The sequence below is a fragment of the Nocardioides sp. CPCC 206347 genome (assembly GCF_048654605.1).
Taxonomy (GTDB): domain Bacteria; phylum Actinomycetota; class Actinomycetes; order Propionibacteriales; family Nocardioidaceae; genus Nocardioides.
Window position 1 is genome coordinate 957,499 of sequence record NZ_JBMCYZ010000001.1, and the last position, 15,197, is coordinate 972,695.

The following is a 15,197-nucleotide window of genomic DNA, read 5'->3' on the forward strand; positions in this document are numbered from 1 at the left end:
CCGGATGGCTGATCGGATGGCCGAACCGGTGACGTACGACGCCGTCCGCGGCCGGCAGGTGCTGGTCGGCGACGCGTTCGTCCCCGCCACGCTGGTGATCGACGACGGCGTCATCACCGCCATCGCGTCGTACGACGCCCCGCCAACCGGCGACGTCCTCGAGCTACCCGACACCGCGCACCTGCTCCCCGGCATCGTCGACACGCACGTGCACGTCAACGAGCCGGGTCGCACTGCCTGGGAGGGCTTCGCCACAGCGACTCGGGCGGCCGCACTCGGCGGTGTCACGACGCTGGTCGACATGCCGCTGAACTCGATCCCCTCGACCACGACCGTCGATGCCCTCGCAGCCAAACGGGCAGCAGCGACGGGGCAGCTCAGCGTCGACGTCGGCTTCTGGGGCGGCGCCGTGCCCGACAGCCTCGGCTCCCTCGAAGCCCTCTGGGACGAGGGTGTCTTCGGCTTCAAGTGCTTCCTGGCGCCGTCCGGGGTCGACGAGTTCCCGCACCTCGGTCCCGCCCAGCTGACCGCAGCGCTCACCGAGATCGCCGCGTTCGACGGGCTGCTGATCGTGCACGCGGAGGACGCCGCCGTACTCGAGGCAGCACCCAAGCACTCCAGCCGGGCCTACTCCGACTTCCTGTTGAGCCGTCCTCCCGAAGCCGAGACCACGGCGATCCGGCACCTGCTCGACGGTGCCCGCGAGACGGGTTGTCGGGTGCACGTCCTGCACCTGTCGAGCGCGCGATCCCTCGACCTGCTCGCGGACGCGCGGGCCGAGGGGCTGCGGGTCACGGTCGAGACCTGCCCGCACTACCTCTGCTTCGCGGCCGAGCAGATCCCCGATGCCGCGCCGGAGTTCAAGTGCTGCCCGCCGATCCGCGACGAGGGCAACCGCAACGAGCTCTGGCAGGCGCTGCAGTCCGGCGTCATCGACACGATCGTGAGCGACCACTCCCCCTCCACCGTCGACCTCAAGTGCGCCGGCGACGGCAACCTCCAGGTGGCCTGGGGCGGCATCTCCGGCCTGCAGGTGGGCTTCGCCGCCGTCGCCCACGAGGCCCGCTCCCGAGGGATCGGGCTGGAGCAGGTGAGTCGCTGGATGGCCCGCAACACCGCCGACCTGGTGGGCCTGAGTGACCGGGGCCGCATCGCAGTCGGGACGAACGCCGACCTGGCCGTCCACGACACCGTGGCGTGGGAGGTCGACGTTGCGCACCTCGCACATCGCAACCCGATCTCCGCCTACGACGGACAGAAGTACGACGGCGCGGTGACCCACACGCTGCTGCGGGGCCGCCTGCTCGGCGACGATCCGCAGATCAACGCAGCCACCGGACAGATGCTCGCCAGGCCACAACTGCAGAGGACCGACTGATGGACGAGATCGCTCCCCCGCCACGGCTGCTGATGGGCCCGGGCCCGATCAGTGTCGACCCGCGGGTGCTGCGCGCGATGGCCGCGCCGCTGGTGGGGCAGTTCGACCCGTTCATGACGGCCACGATGAACGAGGTGATGGACCTCTACCGCGAGGTCTTCGACACGGACAACGAGCAGACCTTCCTCGTCGACGGCACGTCCCGCGCGGGCATCGAGGCCGCATTGGTGTCCCTGATCGAGCCCGGTGATCGAGTGCTGGTGCCGGTGTTCGGGCGGTTCGGCCACCTGCTCACCGAGATCGCGCAGCGCTGTGGCGCTGAGGTGCACACCATCGAGGTGCCGTGGGGTGAGGTTTTCGCACCGGAGGCGATCGAGGCCGCCGTACGCGAGGTGCGACCGAAGGTCCTGGCCTGCGTCCAGGGAGACACGTCGACCACGATGTGCCAGCCGCTGGAGGACATCGGCGCGATCTGCCGCGAGCACGACGTCCTGTTCTACTGCGACGCCACGGCGTCGCTGGGTGGCAACGAGTTCCGATCCGACGCCTGGGGCCTCGACATCGCGACCGCCGGCCTGCAGAAGTGCCTCGGTGGCCCGTCGGGCAGCGCGCCGATCACCATCTCTCCGAAGGCGGCCGACGTGATCAACGCCCGCCGCCACGTCGAGGCGGGCATCCGTGAGGCCTCTGACGAGGCAGTCGGCCGACCGATCGCGTCCAACTACTTCGACCTCGCCATGGTCATGGACTACTGGGGCCCGCGCCGGCTCAACCACCACACCGAGGCCACCTCGATGTTGTACGCCGCCCGCGAGTGCGCGCGCCTGCTGGCGGCCGAGGGCATCGACGCCTCCGTCGCCCGGCACGCACTGCACGGGCGGGCGATGCTCGAGGGCGTGCAGGGCCTGGGGCTCAGCGTCTTCGGCGACGTCACCCACAAGATGCACAACGTGGTCGCCGTCGAGATCCCGGAGAAGCTCGGCCCGGCCGGTGGGGACGCGGTCAGGGCCAGCCTGTTGGACGACTTCGGCATCGAGATCGGTACGTCGTTCGGCCCTCTCCACGGCAAGGTCTGGCGGATCGGCACGATGGGTTACAACGCCCGCAAGGATGCGGTCCTCACGACGCTCGCCGCGCTCGAGCACGCGCTGCGCACGGCTGACGTCGGCGTCCCGGCCGGCGGCGGGGTCACGGCGGCCCAGGCGGTCTATTCCGAGGCACGACCATGACGACGGCCGAGATCACCCTCGCCCGCTGCTCGGAGCTCGACGTCATCTCCGCCTCCGAGACCTGGCTCGAACGCACCCACCTGACCCCGCAGCACCGCGCGGCGAATGCCCTGGCCGGACGGTGGATGCGCGACGCCGGGCTCCACGTGTGGCAGGACGCCGCGGGCAACGTCTACGGCCGCCGCGAAGGCGCGACGCCCGGCTTGCCGGCGCTGCTCCTCGGCTCCCACCTCGACACCGTCCCCGACGCCGGCAGCTTCGACGGGATGCTCGGCGTGGTGATGGCGATCGCGGTCGCCGAGCGGCTGCGCGACACCGAGCTCCCGTTCGCGCTCGAGGTGATCGGCTTCAGCGACGAGGAGGGCGCGCGGTTCGGCAAGGCCCTGCTCGGCAGCCAGGCCGTGGCGGGCACCTGGGACGAGGACTGGTGGGACCTGCGCGATCGCAACGGGATCACGCTGCACCAGGCCTTCCTGGAGTTCGGGCTCGACCCACGGCAGGTCGGCGACGCTGCCCGGCGCCCCGAGGACCTCGTCGGCTACCTCGAGGCGCACATCGAGCAGGGTCCCTACCTGGAAGCGGCCGACGCGTCACTCGGGTACGTCACGACGATCGCGGGCGCCCGGCGGTTCCGGATCACGGTGACCGGCGAAGCGCGGCACGCCGGCGGGACGCCGTACGAACGCAGGAGGGACGCACTGGTCGGCGCCAGCGAGATGATCGTGGCCGTGGAGCGACTGGCCAGGGCAGCCGGGACGATCGCGACCGTCGGGCGGATCGAGGTGCTCCCCGGTGCGGTCAACGTGATCGCCGGGCGCGCCGACCTGAGCCTGGACCTGCGCGCCGCGACCGACGAGGAACGTGACGCGTCGTGGGCGCAGGTGGAAGCAGAGCTCAAGCGGATCTGTACGGCGCGCGACCTCCGCCTCGACGTCGTCATGAACCACGAGGCGCCGGCCGCGCCGTGCGCCGGATGGCTCCAGAACGCCGTGGTTGCGGGCATTCGCAGCACCGGCGACCCGAACCCGATGGGCCTGTGGAGCCGCGCCGGGCACGACGCGATGGCGATCGCGGCGATCGCCGACATCGGCATGCTCTTCGTCCGGTGCCATGACGGCATCAGCCACCACCCCGACGAAGGTGTGCGCGAGATCGACGTCGCACGCGGGATCGACGCGTTCGAGCAGGCGGTGCTCGAGGTGGCTGCGACGTGGAAGGCCGACCATGGCGGCTGAACAGCGGACCGGCCAGCAGGCCAGCCAGCGGATCGACGAGCGGATCGCCGAACGCCATGACGAGCTGAGCCCCCAGGAGCGCCGGGCAGCCGGCACCCTGCTGGAGCACCTCGACGACCTCGCGACGTACCGCGCCGCGGAGCTGGCCGAGCTCGCCGGGGTGTCGCGGGCGACGATGAGCCGACTGTTCCGCAGCCTGGGGTTCGCAGACTTCGACGAGGTGCGCGAGCACCTGCGCGGGCTGCGGGCGACCGGCGAGCCCCGTCGGATCGACGGCGCCCCGGACCCGGAGACGTTGGCGGCAGCCGAGCAGGCCGCGATCCTGCGCGCCGTCGGGCATCCCCGGCTGCCCGAGGTCGCCGGCCTGGTCGCCCTGGCCGAGCGGGTGCTCGTGGTCGGCTGGCGCAACAGCTACCCCGTCGCCCTGCACCTGCGCGAGCAGCTCGCCCAGGCCCGCGACGACGTCCGGATCGCCCCCGTGCCGGGCCAGACGACCGGCGAGGAACTGGTCGGGCTCGGGGCCGCCGACGTGATCGTGGTCGTCGGCTTCCGTCGCCGGCCGCAGCACTTCGCGGCCTTCCTCGCGGCTGCGCACGCGACCGGCGCGACCGTCGTACTCGTCGGCGACCCGACGGCCGTGGCGCACGCCTCCCACGCAAGCATCTGGCTGGAGTGCCCGTTGCAGCACGCGCTGGCGTTCGACAGCTATGCCGCACCGATGGCGCTGGTCAGCGTGCTGGCCGACGGCGTGCTCGCCGCGTGTCGTCGTACCGGGAGCGCCCGCGTGCGCCGGATCAGCGAGACTTACGAACAACTCGGTGAAGTGGAATGAGAGGCGACCAGTGACCGGCGACCCGAACGACGACCTGAACAAGGACGCAGCCTGGCTGGCCCGCGCGGTCGAGCTCGCGACCGCCAACGTCGACGACGGTGGCGGGCCCTTCGGCGCGGTCATCGTCCAGGACGGCAAGCTGATCGCGTTCGGCCAGAACCGCGTCACCCGCGACCTCGACCCGACCGCCCACGCGGAGGTGATGGCGATCCGCGCGGCGTGTACGGCGATCGGCTCGTTCAGCCTCGCCGGCTGCTCGCTCTACACCTCGTGCGAGCCGTGCCCGCTGTGCCTCTCGGCCTCGTTGTGGGCCCGGCTGGACCGCGTCGTCTACGCGGCCGACCGCGAGGACGCGGCCCGCGGCGGCTTCGACGACCGGGAGTTCTACGAGCTCTTCGATCGACCGAGGTCGGAGTGGTCGATGGACATCGACAACCTGCGCCCGGACAACGCGTCGTCACCTTTCGACGCGTGGCTCGCCCACGAGAAGCGGACTGCGTACTGACAGGAGCTCTGCGGCGACGGCCAGCGCGATCGCGGCCGGCTTCTTGCTGTGGATGCCCGTGACCGCGGGATCGCCGATGGGTGTGCGGATCCTTCCGATCACCTCCGGCGAGTGACCCAGGTCGGCCAGCTTCGACCGGAACCGCACCCACTTCGCCGACGAGCCGATCAGGCCGATCGAACCGGGCACGTCGGAGCGCAGCAGCGCGTCGAGCAGCGCGAGGTCCTCGGCGTGGTCGTGGGTCAGCACCAGGGCGTGCGTGCCGCGCGGCAGCTCGGCGATGACCAGCTCCGGGAGCACGGGAACCCGGTGCACGTGGACGTCGGCCGGTCCGATCAGCAGCGGCGCCAGTCGCGCGTCGTCGAGCTGGTCGGCCCGGGAGTCGACCAGGTGCAGCTCGAGGTCGTGGCGCCCCAGCAGCAACGCCAGCTCGAACCCCACGTGGCCCATCCCGAAGATCGCGTACGACGCCAGCACGCCCACCGGCTCGAGCAGCAGGGTGACCTCGCCCCCGCAGCACTGCACCCCGTGTTCCAGGGGCGCCTTGTCCGAGAGGTCGTGGCGCTCGGTCACCGGTGTCACGGTGCCGTCGGCCAGCAGGACGCGCGCCCGTCGTACGGCGGCCTCCTCGAGGTTGCCGCCGCCGACGCTCCCCCAGGTCTCCGTCGCGCTGACCACGAGCTTGGCGCCTGCTTCCCGTGGGGCATGGCCGCGGACCTCGGCGACGGTGACCAGGACGCACGGCGTCCGGGTGTCACGAAGGTGCTGGAGCGCGCGGAGCCAGTCCATGTCACACCTGCGCCTTCCCTGCTCGGGCCTTCGTCGCCTGGATGGCCCAGTAGACGGCTTCTGGAGTCGCCGGCGACGCGAGCTCCACGGCCGCACCGTCGGGCCCGAACGCCGCGACCGCCTCCCGCAACGCCTCTCGCACGGCGAACGCCAGCATCAGGGGCGGCTCGCCGACGGCCTTCGATCCGTAGACCGCGCCGTCGTCGGCCGCGTGCTCGAGCAGTGCGACCCGGAGGTCGATCGGCATCTCCGAGAGGCTCGGCAGCTTGTACGTCGACGCCGACTGGGTCGCGAGCCGGCCGCGCGACGGGCCGGCGGAGCCGTCCCACCGCAGGTCCTCGAGCGTGAGCCAGCCGACGCCCTGCACGAACCCGCCCTCGATCTGCCCGAGGTCGACCAGCGGGGAGAGGCTGTCGCCGACGTCGTGGACGATGTCGACCCGGGTCACCCGGTAGGCACCGGTGAAGCCGTCGACCTCGACCTCGGCCGCGGCGACGCCGTACGCGAAGTACTTGAAGGGGTTGCCGGTCATCGTCGACACGTCCCAGCTCAGGCCGGGCGTCCGGTAGAAGCCGGCGGCCCAGAGCTGGATCCGGTCGAAGTAGGCGGTCCGGACAAGCTCTTCCCACGACGTCTCGGGGGCGAGGCGCTCGCGGACCGGTGCGAGCCGCGCCAGGATCTGCTCGCACGCGTCCTTCACCGCAGCGCCGTTGAGGTCGGCGCCCGAGCTGGCCGCAGTGGCGGACGTGTTCGGCACCTTGTCGGTGCGCGTCGGCGCCAGCCGGACCCGCTCGATCGGCAGCCCCAGCGCGGTGGCGGCGACCTGCAGCATCTTGGTGTGCAGGCCCTGGCCCATCTCCGTGCCGCCGTGGTTGATCAGCACCGAGCCGTCCTTGTAGACGTGCACGAGCGCCCCGCCCTGGTTGAACGACGTGAAGTTGAAGGAGATCCCGAACTTCACCGGCGTGATCGCCAGACCCCGCCTGGAATCGGGGTTCTGGGCGTTGTGGCTCGCGATGTCGTCACGCCGCTTGGCGAAGTCACTGGTGTCGAGGACCTGCTGCCAGGCGCGGTCGAGACGAGCGGCGTGCCGCACCGGCTGTCCGTACGGCGTCGGCTGCTCGTCGACGTAGAAGTTGCGCCGTCGCAGCTCGTGCGCCTCGATGCCGAGGGTGGGTGCCACTCGTCCCAGGATGTCCTCGATCACGAGCATCCCCTGCGGGCCACCGAAGCCGCGGAACGCGGTCTGCGAGGTCTTGTGGGTGCGCGCGATCCGGCCGTCCACCGCCAGGTGAGGGATCCAGTAGGCGTTGTCGATGTGGCACAGCGCGCGCGAGAGGACGGGCTCGGACAGGTCCAGGCTCCAGCCACCGTCCGAGGTGAGTGTCGCAATCAGCGCCTGCAGGTGCCCGTCGTCGTCGAACCCGACCTTCCACGACGCGTGGAAGCCGTGCCGCTTGCCGGTCATCGTCATGTCCTGCTGGCGGGTCAGCCGCACCCGGACGGGACGACCGGTGAGCCGGGCACCGAGCGCCGCGATCGCCGCGAATCCGTGGGGCTGCATCTCCTTGCCGCCGAATCCTCCGCCCATCCGCAGGCACTGCACCGTCACCTGGTGGCTGGCGAGGCCGAGGACGTGGGCCACGATCTCCTGCGTCTCGGTCGGGTGCTGGGTGCTGCACTGCACGAACACCTGGCCGTCGTCGTCGATGCTCGCCAGCGACGCGTGCGTCTCGAGGTAGAAGTGCTCCTGTCCTGCGAACTCGATCTCGCCCTCGAACACGTGACTGCTGGCCGCGAATCCCGCGTCGACGTCACCGCGCTCGAGCCGCGGCCGCGCACCCTGGAAGCTGTCCTGGGCGATCGCATCGGTGACCTCGATGATCGACGGCAATGGTTCGTAGTCGACCTCGACGGCGAGCGCGCCGAGGCGCGCGCTCTCCAGGTCGTCGGCCAGCACCCACGCCACCGCGTGCCCGAAGAACATCACCTCGTCGGGGAACAGCGGCTCGTCGTGCTTGGTGCCCGCGTCGTTGACGCCCGGCACGTCCTCGGCGGTCAGGACCCGCACGACTCCTGGGACGTCGAGGGCGGGGGCAACGTCCAGGCGGGTGATCCGGGCGTGTGCGTGGGGCGCCTGGACGGGGTGCGCGTGCAGCAGCCCGGGAGTCCGGGCGGCGACGTCGTCCGTGTAGAGCGCGCGACCGGTGACGTGCAGCGCCGCGGCTTCGTGCGGAATCGGCCGGCCGATCATCGTTCCTCCCGCTGGTTGAGGTGCGAGCGCCAGCGAGCCTCGAATCCAAGTAGTGACTGCCCCAGCATCGCCTTGCGGTACGCCGCACTGGCGCGATGGTCATCGAGTGGCGTCCCTTCCCCGGCCAGCACCTCCGCCGCGGCCCGCACCGTCGCCGCCGACCAGGGTTGGCCCACCAGCGCAGCCTCCGTCGCCGTGGCCCGGATCGGCGTGGCAGCCACGCCACCCAACCCGATCGCGGCACGTGCCACTGCGCCGTCCAGCACCTCGACCGCGAAGGCGACCGCGACCGACGAGATGTCGTCGAACCGCCGCTTCGCGATCTTGTGGAACGCAGCAGCCGGGGCGAGCGGCAGGGGAATCCGGACCCGGGCGATCAGCTCGTCCTCCCGCCGCACGGTCTTCCGGTAGCCGGTGAAGTAGTCGGCCAGCGGCACGACGCGCTCCCCCGCGCGGGAGACGAGCACGATCTCCGCAGACAGCGCGAGCAGCGCCGGCGGCAGGTCACCGATCGGCGAGGCCGTGCCGAGGTTGCCGCCGATCGTCGCGCCGTTGCGGATCAGCCGCGAAGCGAACTGCGGGAACACCGCGTCCAGCAAGGGGATCCGGCCCGCGAGCTGCCGCTCTACCTCCGACAGCGACAGGGCCGCGCCGATCTCCACGACGTCGTCCCGCTCCTCCAGCACGCGCAGCTCGTCCAGCTGGTCGATCGCCACCAGGAGCGCCGGACGCGCTCCCCGCAGGTTGGCCTCGACCCCGAGGTCGGTCGACCCCGCGAGGGCGACCGCTCCCGGTTCGCCGAGTGCGGTCAAGGCCTCGTCGAGGGAGCCGGGGCGCACCCACCCGGGCGCACGGCGCGCGGGCGCCGCAGGAGTCGGCTCCGCCGTACGGGAGAGGAAGCGGTCGCCCTCGACCGGATGGCCCAGCGCTTCGGCGGCGTCGACGATCGGGCGATAGCCGGTGCAGCGGCACAGGTTGCCGGACAGCGCGTGGTGGTCGAACTCCACCCGCCCGGGCCGGTAGTACTCCGCCGCCATGCTGCAGACGAAGCCCGGCGTGCAGTAACCGCACTGGGAACCGCCGCGACCGGCGATCTCGCACTGCACGGGGTGCAACGCGTCGGGAGTACCCAGACCCTCCGAGGTCAGCACCTCCTGGTCGGCCAGGGCCGCCGCCGGGATGAGGCAGGCGTTGACGGCCGTCCACTCCGTCGGCGCGTCGACGCCCGGGCGGGCGATCAGGACGGCGCAGGCGCCGCACTCGCCCTCCGCACATCCCTCCTTGGCACCGGTCAGCCCGATGCCGCGCAGCCAGTCAAGGGCGTTGAGCGCCGGGCCGGCAGCAGCGAACGACCGGACGGTCCCGTTGACGGTGACGGGAGCCTGCGGCAGATTGGCGGCCGGGTCGGTGCTCATCACCCCCACCGTAGGCCCGCTCCCCATGCCTTCGGGTCCAGCTCGAACGAATTAACCGTCCCGAAACCCACGGCGACAGCACTGAAACGCTGCGCTCATAGCGTCACTGATCAGCAACTGCTGTTGCATCTCGGACCGGTCCCGAAGCCAGCCCACGCAGGAGAACACATGACCCACCCGTCCCCTCGCCCGCACGCGCGCCGGCGCTTCCGGATCATGGCGGCCACGATGGTGGCCACCGTCGGCATGCTCGGCCTCACGGCCTGCGGCAGTGACGATGCCGACGAAGGCAGTGGCCACGGCGAGATCAGCGTCCAGTACTCCTGGATCAAGAACGAGGAGTTCGCCGGCGAGTTCTACGCCTACGACAAGGGCTACTACGACGACGCGGGCTTCAGCGCCGTCAACGGCATCTCGGGCCCCGACACCGGCGTGGCGAAGCTGCTCAGCGGCACCGTGCAGGTGGCGCTCAGCGATGCCGCATCGATCGGAGCCGCGATCGCCAACGAGGACGCCCCGCTGAAGATCATCGGCGCGACGTTCCAGAAGAACCCGTTCACGATCCTGTCCCTCAAGGACGGCGGTGACATCAAGACGCCCGCCGACCTCAAGGGCAAGAAGATCGGTGTCCAGGACTCCAACGCGAGCGTGTTCGAGGCCATCCTGAACGCCAACGGCATCTCGAAGGACGAGGTCGAGGTCGTGCCCGTCGACTTCGACCCGACCCCCCTCATGGAGGGCAAGGTCGACGGCTTCATGGCCTACCTGACCAACGAGGCGATCACCGTCGAGCTCGCGGGCCACGAGGTGACCAACCTGCCGTACGCCGACAACGGCGTGCCGTACGTCGCGGAGACCTTCAGCGTCACCGACCAGTACCTCGCCGAGAACAAGGAGCTCCTCAAGGACTTCCTGATCGCCGAGATCAAGGGCTGGACCGACGTCTTCAAGAGCCCGACCGCCGACACCGTCGGCGTGATCACCGAGTTCTACAACAAGGCCGCCTCCGACAACGCCGAGGGCCTCGAGGCCGTGTTCGGCGCACTGGATCCGAAGAAGACCGGTCTCGGGCTGGACGCGCAGAAGCTGCTGATCTCCACTCCGGACACCGAGGCGAACGGGCTGTTCACCATCACCGACGAGCTCAAGGCGCAGACCGTCGAGTCGCTCGCGGCGGCCGGCTGGAAGGTCAGCGTCGAGGACCTCTTCGACACGACCATCATCGACGAGATCTACGAGGAGAACCCGGACCTAAAGGGATACCTTCCGTAACCCATGGATCTCGAAGCAACCGCCGATGCCGGTGCCCCGCGCCCCCAGGCGCCGGGCACCGGCATCCAGGTGACCGGACTCAGCAAGACGTTCAAGGTCGGCCGCGGCCGCACGGTCAACGCGCTCGAGGACGCCGACCTCCACACCGACGTCGGCTCGTTCCTCGCCCTGCTCGGCCCGTCCGGTTGCGGGAAGTCGACGATCCTGCGGATCCTCGCCGACCTGGAGCAGCCGAGCGCCGGCACGGCACTGGTGGACGGGAAGACGCCTGCCGAGCTGCGCCGGGGCAGTGAGCTGGGCATCGCCTTCCAGGACCACGCGCTGCTGCCGTGGCGCAGCGTCACCAAGAACATCCGGCTGCCCTACGAGGTCGCCGGGCGCACCGTCGACACGGCCTACATCGAGGAGCTGATCGACCTCGTCGGACTGCGTGGCTTCGAGAAGAGCCTGCCGGCGCAACTGTCCGGCGGCATGCGCCAGCGGGTGTCGATCGCCCGCGCCCTCGCGCTCAAGCCGTCGGTCCTGCTGCTCGACGAGCCGTTCGGCGCACTCGACGACATGACCCGCCAGAACCTCAACCTCGAGCTGCTGCGGATCTGGACCGAGAAGCCGGCCACCACGCTGCTCGTCACGCACGGCATCTCGGAGGCGATCTTCCTGTCCGACCAGGTGGCGGTGATGTCGCCGCGGCCCGGCCGGATCAAGGCGATCATCGACGTCGACCTGCCGCGGCCACGCACCCCCGAGATGATGCGGACCCCCGAGTTCCACGCCCTCGTCGACCAGGCCTCGGAGATCCTGTTCGGTGCCGACGGGCGCGCGGACGCCGAGTCATGAGCGCATCATGAGGTGGTCGTGATCAGGATTCCCGGCTGGCTGGCGACCGTCCTCGGCTGCGTCGGACTGGTCGCCGCCTGGTGGCTGTTCTCCGCGCTCGCGTTCCGCCCGGACGCCGGCACCACCTACGACCCCGTCCCGTCCCCGCTGGCGGTGTTCCGCCAGATCATCGATGACGGCTTCTCTGCCTACTGGGACTTCTTCTCGGTCACCATCCACGAGGCCGCCATCGGCTTCCTGTGGGGCAACGGCCTCGCGCTGCTCCTGGCGGCCACGGTGTTGCTGGTGCCGCGGATCGAACCGGTCGTGGTCCAGATCGCCGTCGTGACCTACTGCCTGCCGATCGTGGCGGTCGGCGGCATCGCGATCGTCGCGCTCGGAGGTGCGAACACACCGGGCGACCCGTCGAAGACGGCCATCTTCCTGGCAGCCCTGTCGGTCTTCTTCACCACCGTGGTCGGCGCGCTGCTCGGGTTCAAGGCGGCCGACCGGGCCAGCCTCGACGTCGTCCGCGTCTTCGGGGGCGGACGCCTCCGCCAGCTACTCAAGGTCCGCCTGCTCTCCGCCCTGCCGGCCATCCTCAACGCGCTCCAGGTCGCCGTACCGACCTCCCTGCTGGGCGCGGTCCTCGGTGAGTACCTCGGCGCCACGGACCGCAGCGTCGGCATCACCCTCATCCGGCTCCAGGGCTCACTCGACTCGGTCCGGGTGTGGGCGGTGTTCCTGCTGTGTGCGCTCGTCGCCCTCATCGGGTACGCCGCGTTCGGGCTGATCGCGCGGCTGATCACTCCCTGGGTGGCAGGACGGAGCGCCCGATGACCCGCGCCATCGGTCGCTCCCTGGTCAACGCCCTGGCCACCCTGCTCATCGTGCTCGCCCTGTGGCAGGCCGTGGTCAGCTTCGCCGGCGTCTCGCCGTACGTCGCCAAGGGGCCGCTCGACGTCTTCCGGTTCCTGTTCGTGGACGAGGCCGGTGCCGCGCCCGGACGACTGGCCGCCGATCACCGCGCGTCCATGCAGCCGCTGATGGTCCAGACCCTCCAGGACTCCGCGCTGGGCTTCGTCGTGGGCCTGTCGATCGCCATCGTGCTGGCCGTCTGCTTCTCGCTGTCGAAGGTCGTCGAGGCGAGCGTGATGCCGCTGGCGCTGCTGCTGCGCAGCGTGCCGCTGGTGTCGATCTCGCCCGTCATCATCCTGATCACCGGCCGCGGCTCGACCGCCTCGGTGGCGACCATCGGCAGCATCGTGGTGCTGTTCCCCGCGCTTGCCTCCGCCTTGTTCGGACTGAGCCGGGCCAGCCGCGAGAGCCTCGACCTCGTCCACGTGTACGGCGGCGGGAACCTCACCGCGCTGCGCAAGGTCTCGATCCCGGGGGCCTTGCCCTCCCTGTTCGCCGCGGCCCGGGTCTCCGTCCCGGGGGCGGTCACGGGAGCGCTGCTCGCCGAGTGGCTCTCGACCGGCCAAGGCATCGGCGGTTCGATCCAGAAGTTCAACGCCGCCGCGAAGTTCGACGACCTGTGGGCCTCGGTCGCGATCATCACCGCGATCACCCTCGTCCTCTACAACCTCGTGCAGCTGCTGGAGAACGTCGTGCTCGCCCGGATGGGGATGAGCCAGCAACAGGCCTGAGCCCTACGGCACCACCGGCAGGCTCAGCGTCTGCGCCGACCCGGAGGCGATGGTCACCGGTGCGGCCACCACTCCGCCGCGGTAGTTGATCGACCCGCCGGCCACGACCAGGCGGACCTGGTGACCGGCGGCGAACTGGTGCACGATCGCCGGGAGCGTCACAGTGAACGGCTTGTTGACGTCAGGCACCCGCACCGGGGCCTCGAGGCCGTTGATCATCGTCGCGGTGCCGTCAGGTGCCACGTCGACCACCTTGACGAACAGCACGAGCTGACCGATCGGGCCGAGTGCCTGGGTCAGGGCTGCCGTCGGCGCACCGACCTTCACGTTGACCTTCGGCGAGCCCGCAACACGCAACGGGGCGGTCAAGGACGGTGTGGACCAGGCGGCGTACGTGCCGGGCAGGTCCTTGACCGCAGAGCTGATCGGCCCGAGCACGCTGCCGAAGACGTCCATCTCGTCCAGTCGCGTGGGCAACCCGGCGGCCGTGGTGAGGAAGGACTTGCTGCCAGCAGCCGACGGCGTCGCCCCGGTCACCAGGTTGCCGGTGCCCGAGAGTCGCCAGGTGCGCGTCGTCCCGACGGGGAAGGCGGTCGCCGTCGCGTAGGCAGGCGCGGCGTTGCCTGAGTAGGAGGCCCAGTCGCGGAAGTACGCGAACTCCGGGCCGGTGCTCACCGGCAGTCCCTTGAGGTGGCGCTCGAACCAGCCGATGACCCGACCCGACGTGTAGCCCTGCGACGGGTCCGTCCAGTTCACCTCTCCGGGGGCGGAGTCACCGGAGTGGCCGCCCTGCTGCCAGATCATCTTCGTCTCGGTGCCCTGGGCCTGCAGCGCGCGATAGGTGGCGGCGGCCTCGTTGAGGTTGAAGAGCGTGTCCCGTTCGCCCTGCACGAGCAGGGTCGGGACCTTCACCTTCGCGATGTACGACGCCACGGACGCGTGGCGCAGAGCGGCGATGTCGCCCGGCTGCAGGAAGCCGGTGGCCCCGGCCGTCAGCAACGCCGGACAGACGAAGTCAGCGAAGTTGGGACACGGCAGGTCCGGCGGGACCTGCTGGTTCTGCAGCTCGCCGGTCACGCCGACGACGGCGAACCCGAGTGCCCACATCAGCTTGGCGGCGCCGGGCACCGAGGTGGAGACACCCTTCGTCTGCGCGGTGTTGTTCGGCCCGAGGCTGTAGCTGAGGTCGTTCCAGGTGACGAACGGGACCAGGGCGTCCACGCGGGCGTCCACCGACGCCACCGCGAACTGGACCCCGCCACCGTACGAACCCCCGAAGGTCCCCACCCGCGGGTCGTTGCTTCGCGCGATCCCGTTGTGGTCACGGGCATCCTTCTTCACGACGGTCAGCGCCGGCGCCGGCTTCGTGTGCGCGGCGTCGAGGAAGGCGATCCCGCCCGAGCCGCCCAGGTAGCTGACCAGCTGGCTCGCGGCCTTGCCGTCGTAGTCCGGGTCGTCGAGGGTGATCTTGCAGCTCGACCCGCCGAAGCCGAGCCCGGAGTACGCCAGCACCACGTAGCCGCGCTCGGCGAAGGCAGCCGCAGGGGTGGCCTGGTCGTCCTTCGAGCCACCGAAGCCGTTCGTGGTGAGCACCGCCGGCATTCGGTTGGTGGCGCTGGCGGCGTTCGGGACGTAGAGGTCACCGACGATGTCGCAGACCTGGTTGTTCGCCGGTCCGACGACCACCTTGAAGTACAAGGTGGTCTTCACGAAGGGCGTCGCGGCCGCGGCCGGGCCGCCGGCGACTCCCGAGGCAAGCGGTGCCAGGACCGCGAGCAGGACGAGCGTGGCCAGGCTGCTGAGGGTGCGCTTCACGCAAGTAG

At 70.7% G+C, this 15,197-nt stretch carries 13 protein-coding genes; 9 read left to right on the plus strand and 4 right to left on the minus strand.

What is annotated here, in order from left to right:
- The first annotated feature begins 4 nt into the window (after positions 1 to 4).
- From allB to ACOACQ_RS04640, 5 genes are read left to right on the plus strand one after another with little or no spacing between them, the layout of a single operon-like run.
- On the plus strand, positions 5 to 1,378 hold the full coding sequence (gene allB / locus ACOACQ_RS04620) for an allantoinase AllB (RefSeq protein WP_378600745.1): 1,374 nt from the start codon (positions 5 to 7) through the stop codon (positions 1,376 to 1,378).
- Positions 1,378 to 2,607 carry a pyridoxal-phosphate-dependent aminotransferase family protein gene (locus tag ACOACQ_RS04625; protein WP_420287700.1) on the plus strand — a complete coding sequence of 410 codons (1,230 nt, stop codon included), beginning with the start codon at positions 1,378 to 1,380 and terminating at the stop codon, positions 2,605 to 2,607. Before allB ends, ACOACQ_RS04625 begins: the two co-directional genes overlap by 1 nt.
- On the plus strand, positions 2,604 to 3,842 hold the full coding sequence (locus ACOACQ_RS04630) for an allantoate amidohydrolase (RefSeq protein ID WP_420287701.1): 1,239 nt from the start codon (positions 2,604 to 2,606) through the stop codon (positions 3,840 to 3,842). The genes ACOACQ_RS04625 and ACOACQ_RS04630 overlap by 4 nt, the downstream gene beginning before the upstream one ends.
- Positions 3,832 to 4,674, plus strand: coding sequence for a MurR/RpiR family transcriptional regulator (locus ACOACQ_RS04635; protein WP_420287702.1), 843 nt, complete (start codon positions 3,832 to 3,834; stop codon positions 4,672 to 4,674). Before ACOACQ_RS04630 ends, ACOACQ_RS04635 begins: the two co-directional genes overlap by 11 nt.
- 10 nt (positions 4,675 to 4,684) lie before the next feature.
- On the plus strand, positions 4,685 to 5,179 hold the full coding sequence (locus ACOACQ_RS04640; protein WP_378600757.1) for a nucleoside deaminase: 495 nt from the start codon (positions 4,685 to 4,687) through the stop codon (positions 5,177 to 5,179).
- On the opposite strand, the gene xdhC is transcribed toward ACOACQ_RS04640, so the two are convergent.
- Genes xdhC through ACOACQ_RS04655 form a run of 3 tightly spaced genes read right to left on the minus strand, consistent with a single transcriptional unit; the run spans position 5,132 to position 9,637 of the window.
- Complete coding sequence (xdhC, locus tag ACOACQ_RS04645; RefSeq protein ID WP_420287703.1) at positions 5,132 to 5,968, minus strand: xanthine dehydrogenase accessory protein XdhC; 837 nt, start codon at positions 5,966 to 5,968, stop codon at positions 5,132 to 5,134. The two genes, ACOACQ_RS04640 and xdhC, sit on opposite strands and share 48 nt — an antisense overlap.
- Position 5,969: 1 nt before the next feature.
- Positions 5,970 to 8,222, minus strand: a complete 2,253-nt coding sequence (gene xdhB / locus ACOACQ_RS04650; protein WP_420287704.1) for a xanthine dehydrogenase molybdopterin binding subunit — start codon at positions 8,220 to 8,222, stop codon at positions 5,970 to 5,972.
- Entirely contained in the window at positions 8,219 to 9,637 is a 1,419-nt protein-coding gene (locus tag ACOACQ_RS04655) for a xanthine dehydrogenase small subunit (RefSeq protein ID WP_420287705.1), read from the minus strand. The genes xdhB and ACOACQ_RS04655 overlap by 4 nt, the downstream gene beginning before the upstream one ends.
- Before the next feature lie 168 nt (positions 9,638 to 9,805).
- Here ACOACQ_RS04655 and ACOACQ_RS04660 point away from each other — a divergent pair, with 168 nt between their 5' ends.
- Genes ACOACQ_RS04660 through ACOACQ_RS04675 form a run of 4 tightly spaced genes read left to right on the plus strand, consistent with a single transcriptional unit; the run spans position 9,806 to position 13,374 of the window.
- On the plus strand, positions 9,806 to 10,909 hold the full coding sequence (locus tag ACOACQ_RS04660) for an ABC transporter substrate-binding protein (RefSeq protein ID WP_378600766.1): 1,104 nt from the start codon (positions 9,806 to 9,808) through the stop codon (positions 10,907 to 10,909).
- Between the two features lie 3 nt (positions 10,910 to 10,912).
- Positions 10,913 to 11,746: an ABC transporter ATP-binding protein gene (locus ACOACQ_RS04665; RefSeq protein WP_378600769.1), complete on the plus strand. Its 834-nt coding sequence runs from the start codon at positions 10,913 to 10,915 to the stop codon at positions 11,744 to 11,746.
- A gap of 18 nt (positions 11,747 to 11,764) precedes the next feature.
- Positions 11,765 to 12,565 (plus strand): ABC transporter permease, encoded by an 801-nt coding sequence (locus ACOACQ_RS04670; protein ID WP_378600772.1) that lies wholly within the window; start codon positions 11,765 to 11,767, stop codon positions 12,563 to 12,565.
- Positions 12,562 to 13,374 (plus strand): ABC transporter permease, encoded by an 813-nt coding sequence (locus ACOACQ_RS04675; protein ID WP_378600775.1) that lies wholly within the window; start codon positions 12,562 to 12,564, stop codon positions 13,372 to 13,374. The genes ACOACQ_RS04670 and ACOACQ_RS04675 overlap by 4 nt, the downstream gene beginning before the upstream one ends.
- 3 nt (positions 13,375 to 13,377) lie before the next feature.
- On the opposite strand, the gene ACOACQ_RS04680 is transcribed toward ACOACQ_RS04675, so the two are convergent.
- Entirely contained in the window at positions 13,378 to 15,189 is a 1,812-nt protein-coding gene (locus ACOACQ_RS04680) for a CocE/NonD family hydrolase (protein WP_420287706.1), read from the minus strand.
- Positions 15,190 to 15,197: the final 8 nt, after the last annotated feature.

Coding starts and splice junctions, on each gene's coding strand:
- allB (WP_378600745.1), top strand. CDS start 5: ATGGCTGATCGGATGGCCGAACCGGTGACGTACGACGCCGTCCGCGGC.
- ACOACQ_RS04625 (WP_420287700.1), top strand. CDS start 1,378: ATGGACGAGATCGCTCCCCCGCCACGGCTGCTGATGGGCCCGGGCCCG.
- ACOACQ_RS04630 (WP_420287701.1), top strand. CDS start 2,604: ATGACGACGGCCGAGATCACCCTCGCCCGCTGCTCGGAGCTCGACGTC.
- ACOACQ_RS04635 (WP_420287702.1), top strand. CDS start 3,832: ATGGCGGCTGAACAGCGGACCGGCCAGCAGGCCAGCCAGCGGATCGAC.
- xdhC (WP_420287703.1), bottom strand. CDS start 5,968: ATGGACTGGCTCCGCGCGCTCCAGCACCTTCGTGACACCCGGACGCCG.
- xdhB (WP_420287704.1), bottom strand. CDS start 8,222: ATGATCGGCCGGCCGATTCCGCACGAAGCCGCGGCGCTGCACGTCACC.
- ACOACQ_RS04655 (WP_420287705.1), bottom strand. CDS start 9,637: ATGAGCACCGACCCGGCCGCCAATCTGCCGCAGGCTCCCGTCACCGTC.
- ACOACQ_RS04660 (WP_378600766.1), top strand. CDS start 9,806: ATGACCCACCCGTCCCCTCGCCCGCACGCGCGCCGGCGCTTCCGGATC.
- ACOACQ_RS04665 (WP_378600769.1), top strand. CDS start 10,913: ATGGATCTCGAAGCAACCGCCGATGCCGGTGCCCCGCGCCCCCAGGCG.
- ACOACQ_RS04675 (WP_378600775.1), top strand. CDS start 12,562: ATGACCCGCGCCATCGGTCGCTCCCTGGTCAACGCCCTGGCCACCCTG.